This window comes from Kitasatospora sp. NPDC058046 (genome assembly GCF_042885595.1).
Lineage (GTDB): Bacteria > Actinomycetota > Actinomycetes > Streptomycetales > Streptomycetaceae > Kitasatospora.
Map to the genome: position 1 here is coordinate 507299 of NZ_JBHVRS010000001.1, position 18039 is coordinate 525337.

The following is an 18039-nucleotide window of genomic DNA, read 5'->3' on the forward strand; positions in this document are numbered from 1 at the left end:
GTGCGAAGCCACCGCCCGAAGTCTCTGTGCGAAGCCCCGAGCAGCGCCCCGGCCGCGGCCCGCCCTCAGCCCAGCGTCACGACCGTCCGCAGCGCCTCGCCGCTCCGCATCTGCGCGATCGCCTCGTTGACGTCCGCGAGCCCCACCCGGTGGGTGACCATGCCGTCGAGGTCGATCCGCCCGGCCCGCCAGAGGTCCACGACCAGCCCGATGGTGCGCGCCACCGTCGCCCCGCCGTAGAGCGAGGGCAGCAGGCGCTTCTCGTTGAAGAACAGCTCGCCCATGGTGAACTGCGCGAGGTCGTCCTGCGCGCCCGCGCCGATGACGACCACCGCGCCGCCGCGCCGGGCGGCCTCGTAGCCGGCCCGGACGGTGGCCGCGCGGCCGACCGCCTCGAAGACGTAGTCGAAGCCGCCGCCGGGCAGCTTCTTGGCCGTCGCCTTCAGCTCCTCGGGTGCGATCGCCTCGGTGGCGCCGAACGCCAGGGCGCGCTCGCGGCGCGAGGCCACCGGGTCGACGACGGTGATCCGGCCGGCGCCGCAGACCCGGGCGCCCTGCACGGTGGCCACGCCGACCCCGCCCGCGCCGATCACCGCGACGGAGGCGCCGGGCTCGACCCGGGCGGTGTTCACCGCGGCGCCGATGCCCGTGGTCACGCCGCAGCCGATCAGCGCGGCGGCCTCGTACGGGAGGTCGTCGGGCACCTTGATGACGGCGTTCGCCGCGACCACGACCTCTTCGGCGAAGGCCCCGGTGCCGTAGAAGCCGGAGGCGCTCAGCCCGCCCTCGGCGATCCGGAAGCCCGGGGCGCCGAGGCTGCGCAGGCTGGCGATGCAGAGGTGGCCGCGGTCCCGGCGGCAGTGGTCGCAGCGGCCGCAGGGGGCCATCCAGCAGAGCACCACGCGGTCGCCGGCGGCGAGGCCGGTGACGCCCTCGCCGACCTCCAGCACGTCCCCGGCGCCCTCGTGCCCTGGGACGAACGGCGCGGGCTGCGGCAGGACGCCGCTCATCGCGGAGAGGTCCGAGTGGCAGAGGCTGGCGGCGCGCATCCGGACCCGTACGGTGCCCGGCCCGAAGCCCACGGCCGTCACGTCCTCGCGGACGTCGAGGGTCTCCTGGCCGGTCTTGTGCAGGACGGCTGCGCGCATGGGTGCTGCTCCCGGGGTGCCTGGTGTTCCTCGGATCGGCGGTCGGGCCGATTCTGGCACGGGCGGCGCGACGCGACTAGAACGCGTTCCACAACAACCGGCCGGCGGAACTGTACGAATTCACTGTCCTTCCACCACTGCGACACGCCATGATCACCACCGTGTCGACACCCCTTCCGACGTCCGCGCCGACGTCCCCGCCTGCGCCCTCGCCGACCTCCCCCGAGCAGCCCGCCCACGGCGCGGCCTGCCCCCGCTGCGCCGCCGCGCTGACCGCCGACCCGCGCTTCACCGCCTGGTGCCCGGCCTGCGACTGGAACCTGTCTCCCGGTCAGGACGGCGCTCCCGCGCCCACCCGGCGCGAGCGGGCGGCGGCCGACCGTACCGACCGGCTGTTCGAGGAGCAGGCCGCCGGCGGCGACTCCCCGACCGCCCGCCGCGACTGGCTGCTGGCCTCCGCCGCCGCCGGCCTGGTCCACCTGGTCACCGTCGGCCTGCTCTGCCTGGCGGTCTGGCTGCTCGTCACCGGGAGCACGGTGCAGCGCTGCGCGGGCGTGGTGGCGCTGGTGGTCGCGGTCGCGCTGCGGCCCCGGCTCGGCCGGGTGCCGCGCGACCAGAACGTCCTCGACCGCGCCTCGGCCCCGGCCCTGTACGGGCTGGCGGACCGGGTGGCCGCCGAGCTGGGTGCCGCGCCGGTGGCCGTCATCCGGGTCACCGACGAGTTCAACGCCTCCTACGGGCTGGTCGGGCTGCGCCGCCGTCCCGTCCTCGAACTGGGCCTGCCGTTCTGGGAGGTGCTGGACGACCGGCAGCGGATCGCCCTGCTCGGCCACGAGTTCGGCCACCACGTCAACGGCGACCACCGCCGCTCGCTCTGGCTGCACAGCGCGGTCTCGGCGCTCGCGGCCTGGTACGGCATGGTCCGGCCCGACCGGCCGGGCCGCGCGCACGGCGACGAGCTCTCGCTGCTGATCCGGATCGGCGCGCTGGTCGGCGCGGTCGTCCTGCGGGCCGTCGCCTGGCTGCTGCTCCAGGGCCTCTACCTGTTCGACCGGCTCACCTCCCGCGCCGGGCAGCAGGCCGAGTACCGGGCGGACGCCCTCGCCGTCCGGGTCGGCGGCAGCGAGGCGGCCGGCGGGATGCTCGCGACGCTCCTGCTGTTCGGCCCGGTGTGCACCGCCGTGGGCCGGATCCGCGCCGAGGAGCGCCGGCGCCCCCGGACGGTCCGCCGCGGCCGGGGCCGGGGCCCGGAGCAGCCAGAACAGCCCGAACAGTCCGAGCGGCCGAAGCCGCCCGCCCCGGAACTGCTCTGGGAGCGGCTGCGCGAGCACCTCGGCTCCGTCCCCGCCACCGAGCACGAGCGCCTGCTGCGGCTCAGCGCCCGTGACCACGCCGCCGTGGACTCCACCCACCCTCCGACCCACCTGCGGATCGCCCTGGTCGAGCGCGCCGAGGCCCGGCCGGCCGCCGTCACCGCCACCCCCGCCGAGGTCGGGGCGATCGCCGCCGAGCTGGCCCCGCACCGCGCCCGGATCGCCGCGGACCTGCTCGCGGGCTGACCGCCGCCCGAGCGACGCACGGCACCGGTCGGCGCCGGCCGCCCCGGCGGCGCCGCTACCGCTACCGTCGAGTAGGGTCCGTGCACGTCCGCCCGCGTCCCGACCCCCCGAGGAGCACCGCATGTCCGACCTGCTGCTGAGCGCCGAGCCGGCACCCGAGGTGCTGGCGGCGTTCGAGGAGGCCACCGGGTTCATGCCGGTGGACGAGGGGCTCGCGCTGTACGCGGCGGCGGTGGAGGCGGCCCGGAGCACCGGGCTGCCGGTGCTGGAGATCGGCACCTACTGCGGCCGCTCGGCGATCCTGCTCGCGGCGGCGGCCCGGGAGGCGGGGACGGTCGCGCTGACCGTCGACCACCACCGCGGCTCGGAGGAGCAGCAGCCCGGCTGGGAGTACCACGACCCGACCCTGGTCGACCCCGAGGTCGGGCTGATGGACACCCTGCCGCGGTTCCGCCGTGCCCTGCACGCCGCCGGGCTGGAGGAGCACGTGGTGGCGCTGGTCGGCCGCTCGCCGCGGATCGCCGCGCTGTGGGGGCGCCCGCTGGGCCTGGTGTTCATCGACGGCGGGCACACCGACGAGCACGCGACCGGCGACTACGAGGGTTGGGTGCCGCACCTGGCGCCGGAGGGCCTGCTGGTGGTGCACGACGTGTTCCCCGACCCGGCGGACGGCGGCCAGGCCCCGTACCGGGTGTACCTGCGGGCGCTGGCCGAGGGCTTCGAGGAGGTCTCGGTGACCGGCTCCCTGCGCGTCCTGCGCCGCGCCGCCCGGTAGGAGACGCCGTTCGTTCCCGGGGCCCCGCGCCGATGCTCTAACGTCGTGCCGGGGCTGCCGGGCAGGGGTTCGAACGGTACGGTGGCCGCGCAGCACCAGGCAGAGCATCGGCGGACGGTGGGGGCCAGCAGCGACATGACGGACCAGCAGAACAGCGCTCCGGCGGTCTGGGACCCGACCGCGCGCGGCGGCGCCGGCGGCTGGGTGCGCGGCCCGCAGCGCCCGGCCGACGCGCAGCCCGTCCCCGAGGCGCCCGCCACCCCCCAACCTCCCGCGGCCCCGCAGTCCGCCGCCCAGCCCGGTCCGATGGCCCCGCCGCCCTCGCCCGGCGCCGTCGGCGACCAGGGCCTGCCGCTGGGCGCCCGCCCGTACCTGGCCGCCTCGCCCGGCTACGACCCGCCGACCGCCCGGCTGTTCCCCGGCGCCGCCCCGCCGCCCCCGGCCGCCCCGCCGGCGTCCGCGCCGTTCCCCTCCCACGCGGGTCCGCCGTCCCACGCCCCGCAGCAGGAGACGCGGCAGACCCCCGGCTACGACTACCTCCTGCAGCCGCCCGCCGCCCCGCCGCAGTCCCCGTACGGCGCGCAGCCCCCGTACGGCACCCCGCTCCCCTACGGCGCCCAGCCCGACTACCCGACCGGGACCGCCCACGGGGACGACGAGGACCGGCCGACCAACCGCAGGGCCCCGCTGCTGATCGGCTTCGCGCTGCTCCTGGTGCTGGCGGTCGGCGGCGGCCTGCTGTTCGCCCTGCGGGGCGGCAGCGACAAGGACGGCCAGGCCGCGCCCGCCCCGGCCTCGGCCCCGGCGACCGGCGCGGAGAACCCGCCGCCCGCGACCGCGCCCACGGGTGCGGACGGTGCGCCGAGCGCCGCCACGAGCGCGTCCGGCTCGCCCGCCGGTACGCCGTCGCCGAGCTCGACCGCTCCCGGTCCGGGCGCCAAGGCGCAGGCCCAGGCGCTGGACGGCCTGCTCAGCGAGGGCGAGAGCGCCAAGGCCCCGATCGGCAGCGCCGTCGCCAAGGTGACCAGCTGCCCGCCGAAGGCCGACATCGAGAGCGCCGCGCAGGACTTCGACAACGGCGCGAGCCAGCGGACCGCCCTGCTGGCCAAGCTCTCCCAACTGAGCGTCACGGATGTGCCGGGCGGCGCGGACGCGGTGAACTCCCTGAAGTCCGCCTGGCAGTTGTCCGCCGACATAGACAAGGCGTACGCGAGCTGGGCGCGCGCCGTCGCCGCCCAGGGCTGCACCGGCCGGGCCCCGGCCACCGCCGACAAGAAGCACGCGGACGAGCTCAACCCGCAGGCGACGCAGGCGAAGACGGACTTCATGACCAAGTGGAACGCGATCGCGAAGAGCTACGGCCTGACTCCGCGCACCCAGGACAGGATCTGACCGACCAGTGACCGGCACCGCCCCCCGACCGCCCCGCCGCTCCGCCCTGCTGCGCGCCACCACCGCCGCGGCCGTGGCCGTTCCGCTCTGCACGGCGGGCTGGTTCGGCTGGCGGGCCCTCGACCACTCCGGCCCGGCGGGCGCCACGGCGGCCCCGGCCGCGTCGGCCCCGGCCGCCTCGTCCCCGACTGCCGACCCGGCTTCGGCGCCGCCCGCCCCGACGGCCACGGACCAGCCGGGGACCGCCGACCCCGGCGCCCCGGCCGACGGCACCGCCGCGCCCCTCACCCCGCCGGTCGCACCGCCGCCGTCCACCACCCCGGCGGCCGAGGCCCCGTCCGCGCCCGCCGACGCCGCGGTCCTGACCGGTCGCACCGTCCTGCTCGACCCCGGCCACAACCCCGGGAACTCCGCCCACACCGCCGAGATCAACCGCCAGGTGGACATCGGCAACGCCCGCAAGGAGTGCGACACCACCGGCACCGAGACCAACGCCGGCTACACCGAGGCCGAGTACACCCTGGACGTCTCCCGCCGGGCCCGCGCCCTGCTGGCCGCCCGGGGCGCCACGGTGGTCCTGGTCCAGGACGGCGACCGGCCCTGGGGCCCGTGCGTCGACGAGCGGGCCCGCGCGGGCGCCGACGCCCACGCCGACGTCGCGGTCTCGGTGCACGGGGACGGCGGCCCGGCGAACGGCAGCGGGTTCCACGTGATCATGCCCGCCCGGGTAGTGGCGGGGAAGGCGGACAACGCGGCGATCGTCGCCCCGTCGCGCCGGCTCGGCCTCCTGCTGCGCGACCGGTTCCACGCCGCGACCGGCGAGCCGTACGCGGACTACATCGCCAAGGACGGCCTGGACACCCGCTCCGACCTGGGCGGCCTCAACCTCTCGACGGTCCCCAAGGTGTTCATCGAGTGCGGTAACATGCGCAACTCGACGGACGCGAAGCGGATGACGGACCCTCAGTGGCGCCAGCAGGCGGCCCGGGGGATCGCCGACGCGCTGACCGCTTTCCTGACGACCCAAGAGAAGACCGAAGAGCGGTAAGGGAGTTGGGCCGCGACCGGCGGAGGACGACGCTCCGCCCGGACCGCACGGTTTGCAACGACTTCACCCCATTCCCGGTCCCGCCGTGCACCGGCAGGACGGTTGGGCCTAGGCTTCTGGTCCGTTCGGGAGTTTCGGCCGGTCGGCCCGACCGCGCGAACCACCGTCCACGACACGTCAACGAGGGGAACGTTAGTGAATCTGCGCGCTCTCACCAGGGGAGACGCCGCCGTCGCAGGCGCGGCCGTCCTGCTCTTCATCGCCTCCTTCCTGCCTTACTGGACCGTGGACTGCGGCAACAGCCGGTACTGCCCGCCGTCGCAGAACGCGTGGAGCACGGACCTGTTCCCCATCCTGCCGTCGATCTACCTCCTCGGCATCGCCGCCGCGGTGCTGATCCTGGTGCAGCGCTTCCAGGGTGCGGCCGCGGCCAACCGCCAGGTGCTCGGCCTGCGGCTGGACCAGTGGGGCATCGCCCTCTCCGTCGCCGCGCTGTGGACCTCGGTCTGGGCGCTCGGCGGCGGCACCTCCAGCTCCGTCGTCAGCCACGGCTTCGGCGCCTGGCTCGGCTTCATCGCGCTGCTCGCGCTGGCCGGCGCGGCCGCCGCGGGCCCCCTGGTGCCCGCACTGAAGGCCCCGCTGGCCGCCGACCGCCCGGCGGCCGTCCCCGGCCAGTACGGCTACCCGGGCCAGCCCGGTCAGCCGGGTGCCCCCGGCCAGCCCGGCCAGTACGGCTACCCGGCCCAGGGCCACGACCCGGCGTTCGGCGGCCAGGGCGGCTACGGCTACCCGGGTGCCGGCCAGCCGCAGCCCGGCCAGCCGGTCCAGGCCGCCCAGCCGCACGACGCCGGCGCCCCGGCCCCGCAGCCGGTCCCGGCCGCGCAGCAGGCGCCCGCCCCGGCGGCGGACTTCCAGCCGTTCTGGTTCGCCGTCCCGGCCCCGCGCCAGCTGGCCCCGAAGGACAACCCGGCCGGTGCCCCGGTCGGCGAGGTCGTGCCGGGCACCTGGTACCTGGCCGTCGAGCAGCGCGGCGCCGCGCTGGTCGCGCAGCTGCCGGACGGCAGCCAGGGCGTGCTGGCCGACACCACGGGCATCCAGCGCGGCTGAGACAGCACGGCTGACGCCCGCGGACGCACACCGCGAAGGGGCGGGACCGGTTCTCCGGTCCCGCCCCTTCCGCGTGTACGCGCCGTGTCCGCGCCCGGTGCGCCCTGTGCGCCCGTCCCCCGCGCGCCGTTCCGCGCGCAGTGCGCCGGGCTCAGCAGCAGTCCGCGACCACCAGCCCGGCCGGCAGCTGCTCCCCGCCGAAGACCGCGACCGTCGCCGGGTCCCCGCCGAGCGCGGCCACCGCGAGCAGCAGCGCCCCGGCCGTCCAGGTGGTGCGCTCCTCCGGCCAGATCGCGTCGTCCTCGAAGACGTACCCGGTCCAGTACGAGCCGTCCTCGTGCCGCAGGTGCTTCTGGATCCAGCGCAGGATGTCCACCGCGCGGTCGGACTGGCCGATGGCCCAGAGCGCGAGCGCCAGCTCGGCGCTCTCGCCGCCGGTCACCCACGGACGGTCGCTGACGCAGCGCACGCCGAGGCCGGGGACGACGAAGCGCTCCCAGTCCCGCTCGATCCGGGCCACCGCCGCCTCGCCGCGCAGGCCGGTGCCGAGCACCGGGTAGTACCAGTCCATCGAGTAGCGGCCCTTGTCCAGGAACCGCTCGGGGTGGTGGGAGACGGCGTGCCCCAGCCGGCCGGCCGCGAGCTCCCAGTCGGGCTGCGGCTCCTCCAGGTACTCGGCGACGGCCAGGCCGCAGCGCAGCGCGTGCAGGATGCTGGACGAGCCGGTGAGCAGCGCCTCGTCGGTGGCGGTGCCGTCCCCGTCGACCCGCCAGGCGATCGGGCCGCCGGGCAGCCGCAGCCCGACGATGAAGTCCAGGGCGCGCCGGACGACCGGCCAGATCCACTCCAGGAAGGCGTCGTCGCCGGTGCTGAGGTGGTGGTGCCAGACCCCGACCGCGATGTACGCGCAGAAGTTGCTCTCCTTGGCCCGGTCGGTGACCGCGCCGTCGGTGTACGCGGCGTACCAGGAGCCGTCCGGGTTCTGGGCGGCGGCGAGCCAGCGGTAGGCGGCCTCGGCGGCGGCGTGCTCGCCGGCCGTGTCGAGGGCCATCGCCGCCTCGGTGTGGTCCCAGGGGTCGAGGTGGTGGCCGGCGAACCAGGGTATGGCGCCGTCGGGGCGCTGCTCGGCCAGGATGCTGCGCACGGTGTCGGCGGCCTGCTCGGCGTCGAGCACCCCGTCGAGCAGCAGCACCTCGGGGACGGCGGCCGTCACGCCGTCCCGCCCGGCGCGCGGTTGGGCTTGGAGGCGTACGCGACGAAGCTCTTGCCGATCACCGGGTTGAGGGCCCGCTCGGCGGCCCTGGTGAGGCTGCTGATCACCGGGGTGCCGACGATGTCCCAGACCAGCAGCTGGTGGTAGGCCTTGACCGGCAGCGCCTTGTCGTTGTCGACGCCGACCGCGCACTTGATCCACCAGTACGGGGAGTGCAGCGCGTGCGCGTGGTGGGTGCCGTACGGCTCCAGGCCGGCGTCCTTGAGCTTCTCGAGCAGCTCGTCGCCCCGGTAGATCCGGATGTGGCCGCCCTCGTTGGCGTGGTACTCGTCGGACAGCGCCCAGCAGATCTTCTCCGGGAGCCAGCGGGGCACGGTGACGGCGAGCAGGCCGCCCGGCTTGAGGACCCGGAACATCTCGTTGAGCACGCCCTTGTCGTCCGGGATGTGCTCCATCACCTCGGAGATGATGATCTTGTCGAAGTACTCGTCCTCGAACGGCAGCGCCAGCGCGTTGCCCTCCATCGCGACCGCCGACGCGCCCTCGGGGGCCTCACCGGCCTGCTCCATCGCCGCGAACCACTTCCTGACCTCGGCGATCTCCTCGGTGTTCTGGTCGAGGGCGATCACGTTGGCGCCACGGCGGTAGCACTCGAACGCGTGCCGGCCCCCGCCGCAGCCCAGGTCGAGCACCCGGTCGCCGGGGGCGAGCGGGAAGCGCGAGAAATCGACGGTCAGCACTGCAGGACTCCCATTCCTATTGCTACCAAGCGTTCTTGACGCTTCGTCACGCCACTCCCGGCACGTCACGCTTCGTCGGGCAGGCTCGCCCTGCCGCCACCGCCCCGCCTCCGCCGACCGGCCGTCACCGACCTGCCGCGGGCGGGCGGCTAGGCCACGTACCGCCAGCCCGGCCCCGAGCGGGCCCGGGCGCCGACGCCGGTGGCGAGCGCCGCGCGGTAGGCCTCGGCGGTCAGCTCGGCGGCCCGCTCCCAGGTGAACCGGGCCAGCACCCGCTCCCGTCCGGCCGCGCCGAGCCCGGCCCGCAGCTCCGGGTCGTCCAGCAGCCGGCCGAGCGCGGCGGCCAGCGCGTCCGCCTCCCCCGGCGGCACCGCCAGGCAGGACTCCCCGTCCGGCCCGGCCACCTCGGGGATCGCCCCGCCGGTGGTCGCGACCAGCGGGGTGCCGGTGGCCATCGCCTCGGCGGCGGGCAGCGAGAAGCCCTCGTAGAGCGAGGGGACGCAGGCCACCTCGGCCGAGCGGTAGAGGTCGACCAGCTCCTGGTCGGTCAGCCCGCTGCGGAACTCGATGTGCCCGGCCAGCCCGAAGCGGCGCACCGCCTCGGCCACCGGCCCGTCCTCCTTCTGCGGCTTGCCGACCACCACCAGGTGGGCGTCCCGCTCGGTGCGGACCTTGGCGAGCGCCTCGACCAGGAAGACCAGGCCCTTCAGCGGGACGTCCGCGCTGGAGGTGGTGACGATCCGGCCGGGGACGCGCTCGATCTCCGCCGAGGGCGACCAGAGCCGGGTGTCGGCGCCGATCGGCACCACCGAGATCGCGCCGGGCGCGACGCCCAGGTGCTCGGCGATCTCGCGCTGCGAGGTGCCGGAGACGGTGATCACGTGGTCCAGCCGGGCGGCGACCCGGCGCTGCATCCGGGTGAAGGCGTACCAGCGGCGCAGCGAGAGCCGCTTGCCGCGGGTGGTGGCGGCGTCCAGCTCCAGCTGCCGGTCCACGGTGATCGGGTGGTGGATCGTGGTGACCAGCGGGAAGCCGTGCCGGGCCAGGCCGAGCAGGCCGTAGCCGAGGGTCTGGTTGTCGTGCACCACGTCGTAGCGGCCCTTGTGGGCGGCCAGGTAGCGGCGGGCGCGCAGCGAGAAGGTGAGCGGCTCGGGGAAGCCGCCGGTGCGCATGGTGGCGAACTCCAGCACGTCCACCGGGCCGCGGAACTCGTCGCGGGCCGGGGTGCGGAAGGGGTCGTCGGCGCGGTAGAGGTCCAGGCTGGGCAGCTCGACCAGGCGCACCGAGCCGGGGCCGTCGACCTCGTCGAGCACCGGGAAGGGCTGGGCGCCGATCACGTCCACGTGGTGGCCGAGCCTGGCCAGCTCCCGGGAGAGGTGCCGTACGTACACGCCCTGACCGCCGCAGAAGGGGTCCCCTCGGTACGACAGCAGGGCAATCCGCAGCGGCTGCGCGGTCATCCTGGGCCCTCTTCTCTAGCTGCTTACGGTGCTGCCGGTCGTGCTTCCGGTCGCTAAAGTAGATCAGGTTTCAGTGGCTGGGGAACTCGTCGTCGACCACGTGAACAATGAGAGACCTCGAAGATACCGGCCCGTAGCTTTCCCTCAGGAGCCAGGGCTGGTGATTCCCGCCACGCCGGATCCTGCCGACCATGTGGAGCACGCCGCCACTCTCGCCCGCCCGGGAGCACCCTTGCCGCCACCCCCTCCTTCCACCTCTCCGCAGCTCTCGCCCCCGGGCGAGCCGCCGCTGACCGCGCGCCAGGCCGAACGGCGCCGGCGCATCCTGCGGGCCGCCACCGCGCTGGCGGTGCGGGGCGGGTACGAGGCGGTGCAGATGCGGGAGGTCGCGGAGGGCGCCCAGGTCGCCCTCGGCACGCTCTACCGGTACTTCCCGTCCAAGGTCCACCTGCTGGTGGCGGTGATGCTGGAGCAGCTCCAGGGCCTCCAGGAGCACATCCGGCGGCACCCGCCGACCGACCGCGAACCGGCGCCGCGGGTCGCCGACGCCCTCACCCGGGCCTTCCACGCGCTGCAGCGCGAACCGCTGCTGGCCGAGGCGATGGTCCGGGCGCTGTCCTTCGCGGACCGCTCGGTGGGGGCCGAGGTGGACCAGGTCAGCACGGCCACCGGGCAGCTCATCCTGGACGCGATCGGCCAGTCCGGACCGCCCACCGAGAGCCAGCGCGCGGCGGTGCGGGTGATCGAGCACACCTGGCACTCGGCACTGGTCGCCTGGCTCTCCGGGCGCGCCTCGATCGCCGAGGTCCGGGCCGACCTGCACACCGCGGCCCGGCTGCTCGCCCTGCCGTGAGCCGCCCTCCCCTCTGCTGCGACTGGAACCTGTTCCTGCCTGTCTCGGGGCAGGCGGCGTGCTCCGGCGGCTAGAGTCGACAGTCGGCACAACTCCATCCCGCTCCTCCCCCGGGGAAAGCCGGTGCGAATCCGGCGCTGACCCCGCAGCCGTGAGACCGGCGCCGCCATCGGCCGCCCGGACGAGTCGGAGCACCCGGGGAGGGGCGAGCGGCCAGTCCGGACGCACGCGCCCGGCACCGTCGAGGACTACGGAACGGCCCCGCCCGGGCCACCACCGCTCACCGAAAGGCACACCCGCACCATGCTGACCGCCGCCCGCCTGGGCGCCGCCGCCCTGTCCGCCGCGCTGCTCACCGGCCTCGCCGCAGGACCGGCCCTCGCCGACAGCCCCGCGCCGACCCCCGCCGCCGTTCCCGACGGGCTGTACGGCAAGAGCGACCCGACGTACGACGGCGTCTGGCGGCAGTCGCTGGCGCTCACCGCGCTGACGGCGGCCAAGGTCACCCCGGCCGACTCGGCCGTCGGCTGGCTCGCCGGGCAGCAGTGCGAGGACGGCGGCTGGCCCTCCTACCGGGCCGCCGGCGCGGCCTGCGACCCCAAGACCGAGGACAGCAACGCCACCGCCGTCGCCGTCCAGGCCCTGGTCGCCCTCGGCGGGCACCAGGACGCCGTCGACAAGGGCGTCGGCTGGCTCAAGGCCAACCAGAACGCCGACGGCAGCTGGGCGTACAACCCGGGCGGCCCCGGCGACGCCGACTCCACCGGCCTCGCCGTCAACGCGCTGTTCGCCGCCAAGACCGACCCGGCGGGCGTCGCCAAGGCCGGCAGGTCCGCCTTCGACGGGCTCGCCCTCTTCCAGCTCGGCTGCGCCGCCCCCGCCGACCAGCGCGGCGCCTTCGCCTACCAGACCGACCCGGCCGGCGGCGCGCTCACCCCGAACGCCCTGGCCAGCGCCCAGGCCGCGCTCGCCGCGAGCGGCGGCCACCTGCCGGTCGCCGGCACGGTGCACGCCGACGCCGCGCCCAAGGCCCTGGCCTGCGCCGACGCCCCGGCCGCCCAGGGCTCCTCGGCCTCCTCGGCCCCGGTTTCGCACGCGGAGTCCGGCGAGGCCGTCGGCGCCTACCTCACCGCCCAGCTCGCGGCCGGCGGCGACCACCTCACCCTCACCACCCCGGGCGCCGCCCCCACCCCCGACTACACCGCCACCGCCTGGGCCGCCCTCGCGCTCAGCCAGAGCGGCCACCCCCAGCAGGCCGCCGGCGCCGTCGACTGGCTCGCCAAGGAGGGCGCCACCTGGAGCAAGGGCGGCACCGACGCCGGCGCCACCGCCACCCTCCTGCTGGTCGCCCAGGCCGCCCACCGCGACACCGCCGCCCTGACCGGGCAGCTCACCGCCCTCGGCCCGGCACCCAAGGCCACCGACGCCTCCGCCACGGCGACGGCGACCGCCCCGGCGAAGAAGAAGGACGGCGGCATCGGCCAGTACTGGCTGATCGGCGTCGGCCTGCTCATCGGCGTCGGCGGCGGCCTCCTCCTCAGCCTCCAGCGCAAGCGCAACACCCACCTCTGATGCGTCCCGCCTCCCACGCCGCTCCCGGCGGGCCGGGCCCCGGCCTGCCGGGTGACGGCGCCCGCGCCCGCCGTCGCACCGCCCTCGCCGCGCTGCTCCTCCCCCTCCTCGGGGCGGTGCTGCTGCTCGCCTCCGCCGCTCCGGCGCAGGCCGCCGGGTACCGGTACTGGTCGTTCTGGCGCGGCGCCGAGGGCGGCAGCTGGACGTACCAGCAGCAGGGGCCCTCCGTCGCGGTGCCGCCGGACGGGGCCGTGGACGGCTGGCGGTTCGCGCTGAGCCCGGACGGCGGGCAGGACGCCGCGAAGCCCCGGACGGCCGGGAGCTTCGCCGACATCTGCGCGGACACGCCCGCGCAGGAGGGCCGCAAGCGGGTGGCCGTCGTGCTGGACTTCGGCACCGCCGAGGACGCCGGCTCCGCCGCCGGCTCGTCCGTCTCCGGCTCGTCCACCTCCGGTTCGTCCGCCGCCGGTTCGTCCGCCGCCTCGGTGCCCGAGCAGCGCACGGCCTGCGCCGCCGTCGCGCCCCGCGCCACCTCGGCCGAGGTGCTGGCCACCGTCGCCCCGCCGCTGCGCTACGACACCAACGGGCTGCTGTGCGCCATCGCCGGGTACCCGAAGGCGGGCTGCGGCGACCAGGTCGGCGCGGCCGGCGCCGCCCAACCGGCCGCCGGATCCGCCGACCAGAGCACCGGCAGCGGCCCGGACGTCGGCCTGATCGCCGGTGGCGCGCTGGTGGCCGTCCTCGCCGGTGGCGCCGTCTGGCAGGCGCGCCGCCGCCGTCACCCCTAACGTCCCCCACCCAGGAATCACCGTGAGCAGCACCGCCGTCCGTACCACCCGGCCGCCCACCGGCCCCCGTCAACTGCACCCCGGGGCCTGGTGGTTGTGGGCGCTGGGGCTGGGCGCGGCGGCCACCCGCACCACCAACCCGGCGATCCTGCTGCTGCTCGTCGCCGTCGCCGGGTACGTGGTCGCGGCCCGGCGCGGCGATGCGCCGTGGTCGCGCTCGTACGGGGCGTTCCTGCGGCTGGGCCTGCTGGTGCTGGGCATCCGGCTGGTCTTCGCGGTGTTCCTCGGTTCGCCGATCCCGGGCACCCATGTGCTGTTCACACTGCCCGAACTGCCGCTGCCCGTCTGGGCGCAGGGCGTGCGGATCGGCGGCCGGGTCACCGTCGAGGGGCTGCTCGCGGCGCTGTACGACGGGCTGCGGCTGGCCACCCTGCTGGTCTGCGTCGGCGCCGCCAACTCGCTGGCCAGCCCGGCCCGGCTGCTGCGCGCCCTGCCCGGCGCGCTCTACGAGGCGGGCGTCGCCGTCGTGGTGGCGATGACCTTCGCGCCGAACCTGATCGCGGACGTCCGCCGGCTGCGTGCCGCGCGGCGCCTGCGGGGCCGTTCCGACAAGGGCGTCGCGGCCGTGCTGAGCGTCGGACTCCCAGTGCTGGAGGGCGCGTTGGAGCGGTCCATCGCACTGGCCGCCGCCATGGACACCCGGGGCTTCGGCCGCACCGCCGACGTCCCGCGCCGGCTCGCCCGGGCAACGGCCGCGCTCACCCTGGCCGGACTGCTCGGGGTCTGCCTGGCCGCGTACGGGCTGCTGACGGCCGGTGGCGCGGGCTGGGCGCTGCCCGTCCTGCTGCTCGGCCTGGCCGCCGCCTTCGCCGGCCTGCTGCTGGGTGGCCGACGGTCCGTCAGAAGCCGCTACCGGCCCGATCCTTGGGCCGTTCCCGAGTGGCTGACGGCCGGTTCCGGGGCGGCCGTGGCGGCCCTCACCACCTACCTGGCCGCGCGGGACCCGGCCGCCTTCGCCCCCACCGTCGTCCCGCCGACCGTCCCCGCGCTGCCACTGGCCGCCGTGCTGACCGTGCTGCTCGGCCTGGTACCGGCGTTCGCCGCCCCGACCCCGCCCCGGAGGGCATCGTGATCACCTTCGAGCAGGTCTCCGTCCGGTACGCGGACTCGGCCACACCCGCCCTGAACGGCGTCGACCTGACCGTCCCCGAGGGCGAACTCTGCCTGCTGGTGGGCCCGTCCGGCTCCGGCAAGTCCACCCTGCTGGGGACGGTCAGCGGCCTGGTGCCGCACTTCACCGGCGGGGTGCTGCACGGCCGGGTCACCGTCGGCGGCCGGGACACCCGCGAGCACCGTCCGCGCGAACTCGCCGACCTCGTCGGCACGGTGGGGCAGGACCCGCTGGCGCACTTCGTCACCGACACCGTGGAGGACGAACTCGCCTACGGCATGGAGTCCCTGGGCCTGCCGGGCGACGTGATGCGCCGCCGGGTCGAGGAGACCCTCGACCTGCTCGGCCTCGCCGACCTGCGCGACCGCGCGCTGAACTCCCTCTCCGGCGGCCAGCAGCAGCGCGTCGCGATCGGCTCGGTGCTCACCGTGCACCCGCGCGTGCTGGTCCTGGACGAGCCCACCTCGGCGCTCGACCCGGGCGCGGCCGAGGAGGTGCTGTCCGTCCTCCAGCGGCTGGTGCACGACCTCGGCACCACCGTGCTGATGGCCGAGCACCGGCTGGAGCGGGTCGTCCAGTACGCCGACCAGGTGCTGCTGCTCACCCCCGACGCCCCGCCCGTCCTCGGCGAGCCCGCCGAGGTGATGGCGCACTCCCCGGTGCACCCGCCGGTGGTCGGCCTCGGCCGGCTCGCGGGCTGGCGGCCGCTGCCGCTCTCGGTCCGCGACGCGCGCCGCAAGGCCGCGCCGCTGCGCGCCCGGCTGGACGGCCGGACGCCTGCTCCCGCCGACCGCCGTGCCGGCGCCGCCCCCCTCGCCGTCACCGACCGCCTCGCCGTCCGGCGCGGCCCCGTCCCGGCCCTGCGCGGCGTGGACCTCGCCCTCCACCCCGGCGAGATCACCGCCCTGATGGGCCGCAACGGCGCCGGCAAGTCCACCCTGCTGGGCAGCCTGGTCGGCCTGCACTCCCCCTCCTCCGGCAGCGTCAGGGTCGGCGGCCGCACCCCGCACCGCACCCGCCCCGCCGAACTGATCCGCGAGGTCGGCCTCGTCCCGCAGGACCCGCGCGACCTGCTGTACGGCGAATCGGTCGCCGCCGAGTGCGCCGCGGCCGACACCGACGCCGGCGCCGCCGCCGGCACCTGCCGCGCCCTGGTCGAGCGCCTGCTGCCCGGCATCGACGACGACACCCACCCGCGCGACCTCTCCGAGGGCCAGCGGCTCACCCTCGCCCTCGCCGTCGTGCTCACCGCCCGGCCCCCGCTGCTGCTCCTCGACGAGCCGACCCGCGGCCTCGACTACGCCGCCAAGGCCCGGCTGGTGGAGATCCTGCGCGGCCTGGCGGCCGAGGGCCACGCCGTGCTCCTCGCCACCCACGACGTCGAGCTGGCCGCCGAACTCGCCCACCGCACGGTGATCCTCGCCGAGGGCGAGATCGTCGCGGACGGTCCGACGGCGGAGGTCGTGGTCTCCTCCCCCGCCTTCGCCCCGCAGGTCGCCAAGGTGCTCGCACCCGGGCCGTGGCTCACCGTGCGGCAGGTCGCGGAGGCGCTGGACGCATGAGCACTCGTCCCGTCCCGCTGGGACGCCGGTCCGTCGCGGCGCTGCTGTCCGTCTCCTTCGTCGGCGTCGCCGCCTTCGGCTGGCCGCTGCTCGCCTCCACCAAGTCGGCGCTGGTCGGCCACTCCACCGACGCACCGTGGCTGTTCGCCCTGCTGCTCCCCCTCCTCCTCGCCGTCGTCATCGCCCAGATCTCCGAGGGCCGCTCGGCGGGCGGCGGCGCCCCCGGCCTGGACGCCAAGTCCGTGGCCCTGCTGGGCGTCCTGGCCGCCGCCGGCGCCGCCCTCCGCCCCCTCGGCGCGGGCACGGCGGGGCTGGAGCCGATGTTCTTCCTGATGGTGCTGTCCGGGCGGGTGCTCGGCCCGGGCTTCGGCTTCGTCCTCGGCTCGCTGTCGATGTTCGCCTCCGCGCTGCTCACCGGCGGGGTCGGGCCGTGGCTGCCGTTCCAGATGCTGGCGATGGGCTGGGTCTGCCTGGGTGCGGGCCTGCTCCCAGGGGCCTCCTCGCTGCGCGGCCGGCGCGAACTCGTGGTGCTGGCGTCCTACGGCGCCATTGCGTCCCTGCTGTACGGCACGATCATGAACCTCCAGGGCTGGCCGTACATCGGCGGCCTGGCCGGCTCCATCTCCTTCGTCCCCGGCGACCCGCTGCCCGCCAACCTGGTCCGCTTCGCCGCCTACTGCCTGACCACGTCGCTGGGCTGGGACCTGCCGCGCGCCGCACTCACCGTGGTGCTCTGCCTCACCCTCGGCACCCCCGTCCTGCGCGCCCTGCGCCGCACCACCCGCCGCGCCGCCTTCGACGCCCCGGTCACCTTCCGCCCGCCGGAGCGCTAAGCCCGGCACGCCCCGCACACCTGCCCGGGCCCGGCCACGGGCCGCCCGCACATCCCGCCCCGGCCGGGGCACTCGTGCCTGCGGGGCCCCGTATCTCCCGCCGCTTCGGGGACAGCGGGCACCCTCGCCAACCGCCCCGCCAGGACCGCCCCCACGCTGTGCGTGACCTTCTCCGGCAGCGGCGCCGCCAGGATGCCCAGCAAGGCGCTCCGGGACCAGCCCTGTGCCAGCAGCCGCTCCACCCTCGCGGCCTGATCACCAAGCGGCTTCCCCGCCAGGGCCATCTTCGGCTCCCGGCACCCGAGTTCGAGCAGCAGCGCCATGCCCGCCGTCAACTTCTCCGGGGGACGGACGGAAGGTTGTTCCACGTCCTTGGTTTCCCGTTCCTTGGAAGGGCTTCCCGCCTTCCCGACGCCTGGCCCACCTGGAGCTGGACCACCGGCGGCCGGGGGCACGGGAAGCGGCGGCACCGTGTGCACCGCCTTGCCCGTCGTCACCGGCACCTCGTGCACCGAGACGACCGTCCGCACCTGCCCGGTCAGCGGGTCCCGCTGGGTGCGCCGGACGTAGTGCCCGGCCGCCTCCAACTCCCTGAGCGCCCGAGCCACGCTCGTCCGACCCTCCACGCTCTTGGCGGCCAGCGTACGGACGTCTTCGCGCGCCCCGTCCGGCAGACTGAGCAGGTAGCTGAGGAGGCCGCGTGCGGCCCACGACAGCGAGTGCTTGCGGACGACATGCCCGTTGTCCAGGATCGTGTACCCGGGAGCGTGCTGAGGGATACGATGAATCTGCATCTGGAGTTGCTTTCTCCTGGTGCC

General features: G+C 76.1%; 16 protein-coding genes and 1 riboswitch. Of the genes, 11 read left to right on the forward strand and 5 right to left on the reverse strand.

The features are described from left to right. Positions 1 to 65 precede the first annotated feature (65 nt). The gene (locus ACFVU7_RS02330; protein WP_388043890.1) at positions 66 to 1148 is read right to left on the reverse strand and encodes an alcohol dehydrogenase catalytic domain-containing protein; all 1083 of its coding nucleotides are present in this window, start codon (positions 1146 to 1148) and stop codon (positions 66 to 68) included. Positions 1149 to 1309: 161 nt separating this feature from the next. On the opposite strand from ACFVU7_RS02330, the gene ACFVU7_RS02335 reads away from it, so the two are divergent. The 5 genes from ACFVU7_RS02335 (at position 1310) to ACFVU7_RS02355 (ending at position 7029) form a co-directional block, all read left to right on the forward strand. Further along, positions 1310 to 2707, forward strand: a complete 1398-nt coding sequence (locus ACFVU7_RS02335; protein WP_388043891.1) for a M48 family metallopeptidase — start codon at positions 1310 to 1312, stop codon at positions 2705 to 2707. 121 nt (positions 2708 to 2828) lie between these two features. Then, positions 2829 to 3482, forward strand: a complete 654-nt coding sequence (locus ACFVU7_RS02340; RefSeq protein ID WP_375874062.1) for a class I SAM-dependent methyltransferase — start codon at positions 2829 to 2831, stop codon at positions 3480 to 3482. A 135-nt stretch (positions 3483 to 3617) separates the two neighbouring features. Continuing rightward, positions 3618 to 4874 carry a hypothetical protein gene (locus tag ACFVU7_RS02345; protein ID WP_388043893.1) on the forward strand — a complete coding sequence of 419 codons (1257 nt, stop codon included), beginning with the start codon at positions 3618 to 3620 and terminating at the stop codon, positions 4872 to 4874. Between the two features lie 7 nt (positions 4875 to 4881). Beyond that, positions 4882 to 5922 carry an N-acetylmuramoyl-L-alanine amidase gene (locus tag ACFVU7_RS02350; RefSeq protein ID WP_388043895.1) on the forward strand — a complete coding sequence of 347 codons (1041 nt, stop codon included), beginning with the start codon at positions 4882 to 4884 and terminating at the stop codon, positions 5920 to 5922. A gap of 195 nt (positions 5923 to 6117) precedes the next feature. Then, a complete protein-coding gene (locus ACFVU7_RS02355) occupies positions 6118 to 7029 on the forward strand; it encodes a hypothetical protein (protein WP_074000831.1) in 912 nt (303 codons plus the stop codon). A 151-nt stretch (positions 7030 to 7180) separates the two neighbouring features. On the opposite strand, the gene ACFVU7_RS02360 is transcribed toward ACFVU7_RS02355, so the two are convergent. The 3 genes from ACFVU7_RS02360 to ACFVU7_RS02370 form a co-directional block, all read right to left on the reverse strand. Further along, entirely contained in the window at positions 7181 to 8242 is a 1062-nt protein-coding gene (locus tag ACFVU7_RS02360; protein ID WP_234348709.1) for a prenyltransferase, read from the reverse strand. Next, positions 8239 to 8982: a class I SAM-dependent methyltransferase gene (locus tag ACFVU7_RS02365; protein WP_049660417.1), complete on the reverse strand. Its 744-nt coding sequence runs from the start codon at positions 8980 to 8982 to the stop codon at positions 8239 to 8241. The genes ACFVU7_RS02360 and ACFVU7_RS02365 overlap by 4 nt, the downstream gene beginning before the upstream one ends. 149 nt (positions 8983 to 9131) lie before the next feature. Next, a complete protein-coding gene (locus tag ACFVU7_RS02370) occupies positions 9132 to 10442 on the reverse strand; it encodes a glycosyltransferase family 4 protein (protein ID WP_074000830.1) in 1311 nt (436 codons plus the stop codon). A 232-nt stretch (positions 10443 to 10674) separates the two neighbouring features. Between ACFVU7_RS02370 and ACFVU7_RS02375 the strand changes: the two genes are divergently transcribed. The 6 genes from ACFVU7_RS02375 (at position 10675) to ACFVU7_RS02400 (ending at position 17221) form a co-directional block, all read left to right on the forward strand. Continuing rightward, positions 10675 to 11295 (forward strand): TetR family transcriptional regulator, encoded by a 621-nt coding sequence (locus ACFVU7_RS02375; RefSeq protein WP_049660100.1) that lies wholly within the window; start codon positions 10675 to 10677, stop codon positions 11293 to 11295. A gap of 113 nt (positions 11296 to 11408) precedes the next feature. Then, a riboswitch (cobalamin riboswitch) is annotated at positions 11409 to 11492 on the forward strand. A gap of 106 nt (positions 11493 to 11598) precedes the next feature. Beyond that, complete coding sequence (locus tag ACFVU7_RS02380) at positions 11599 to 12867, forward strand: prenyltransferase/squalene oxidase repeat-containing protein (RefSeq protein ID WP_388043897.1); 1269 nt, start codon at positions 11599 to 11601, stop codon at positions 12865 to 12867. Then, positions 12867 to 13655, forward strand: a complete 789-nt coding sequence (locus ACFVU7_RS02385; RefSeq protein ID WP_388043898.1) for an SCO2322 family protein — start codon at positions 12867 to 12869, stop codon at positions 13653 to 13655. The genes ACFVU7_RS02380 and ACFVU7_RS02385 overlap by 1 nt, the downstream gene beginning before the upstream one ends. A gap of 16 nt (positions 13656 to 13671) precedes the next feature. After that, positions 13672 to 14787 (forward strand): CbiQ family ECF transporter T component, encoded by a 1116-nt coding sequence (locus tag ACFVU7_RS02390; RefSeq protein ID WP_388044174.1) that lies wholly within the window; start codon positions 13672 to 13674, stop codon positions 14785 to 14787. Then, the gene (locus tag ACFVU7_RS02395; protein WP_388043900.1) at positions 14784 to 16388 is read left to right on the forward strand and encodes an ABC transporter ATP-binding protein; all 1605 of its coding nucleotides are present in this window, start codon (positions 14784 to 14786) and stop codon (positions 16386 to 16388) included. Before ACFVU7_RS02390 ends, ACFVU7_RS02395 begins: the two co-directional genes overlap by 4 nt. Further along, positions 16385 to 17221, forward strand: coding sequence for an ECF transporter S component (locus tag ACFVU7_RS02400; RefSeq protein ID WP_074000827.1), 837 nt, complete (start codon positions 16385 to 16387; stop codon positions 17219 to 17221). The genes ACFVU7_RS02395 and ACFVU7_RS02400 overlap by 4 nt, the downstream gene beginning before the upstream one ends. Here the strand turns inward: ACFVU7_RS02400 and ACFVU7_RS02405 are convergent. Continuing rightward, complete coding sequence (locus ACFVU7_RS02405) at positions 17218 to 18015, reverse strand: helix-turn-helix domain-containing protein (RefSeq protein ID WP_388043902.1); 798 nt, start codon at positions 18013 to 18015, stop codon at positions 17218 to 17220. The two genes, ACFVU7_RS02400 and ACFVU7_RS02405, sit on opposite strands and share 4 nt — an antisense overlap. Positions 18016 to 18039 lie beyond the last annotated feature (24 nt).

Bases quoted from the DNA above. Each gene is read 5' to 3' on its own strand.
- ACFVU7_RS02330 (WP_388043890.1), bottom strand. From the start codon at position 1,148: ATGCGCGCAGCCGTCCTGCACAAGACCGGCCAGGAGACCCTCGACGTC.
- ACFVU7_RS02340 (WP_375874062.1), top strand. From the start codon at position 2,829: ATGTCCGACCTGCTGCTGAGCGCCGAGCCGGCACCCGAGGTGCTGGCG.
- ACFVU7_RS02345 (WP_388043893.1), top strand. From the start codon at position 3,618: ATGACGGACCAGCAGAACAGCGCTCCGGCGGTCTGGGACCCGACCGCG.
- ACFVU7_RS02370 (WP_074000830.1), bottom strand. From the start codon at position 10,442: ATGACCGCGCAGCCGCTGCGGATTGCCCTGCTGTCGTACCGAGGGGAC.
- ACFVU7_RS02380 (WP_388043897.1), top strand. From the start codon at position 11,599: ATGCTGACCGCCGCCCGCCTGGGCGCCGCCGCCCTGTCCGCCGCGCTG.
- ACFVU7_RS02385 (WP_388043898.1), top strand. From the start codon at position 12,867: ATGCGTCCCGCCTCCCACGCCGCTCCCGGCGGGCCGGGCCCCGGCCTG.
- ACFVU7_RS02400 (WP_074000827.1), top strand. From the start codon at position 16,385: ATGAGCACTCGTCCCGTCCCGCTGGGACGCCGGTCCGTCGCGGCGCTG.
- ACFVU7_RS02405 (WP_388043902.1), bottom strand. From the start codon at position 18,015: ATGCAGATTCATCGTATCCCTCAGCACGCTCCCGGGTACACGATCCTG.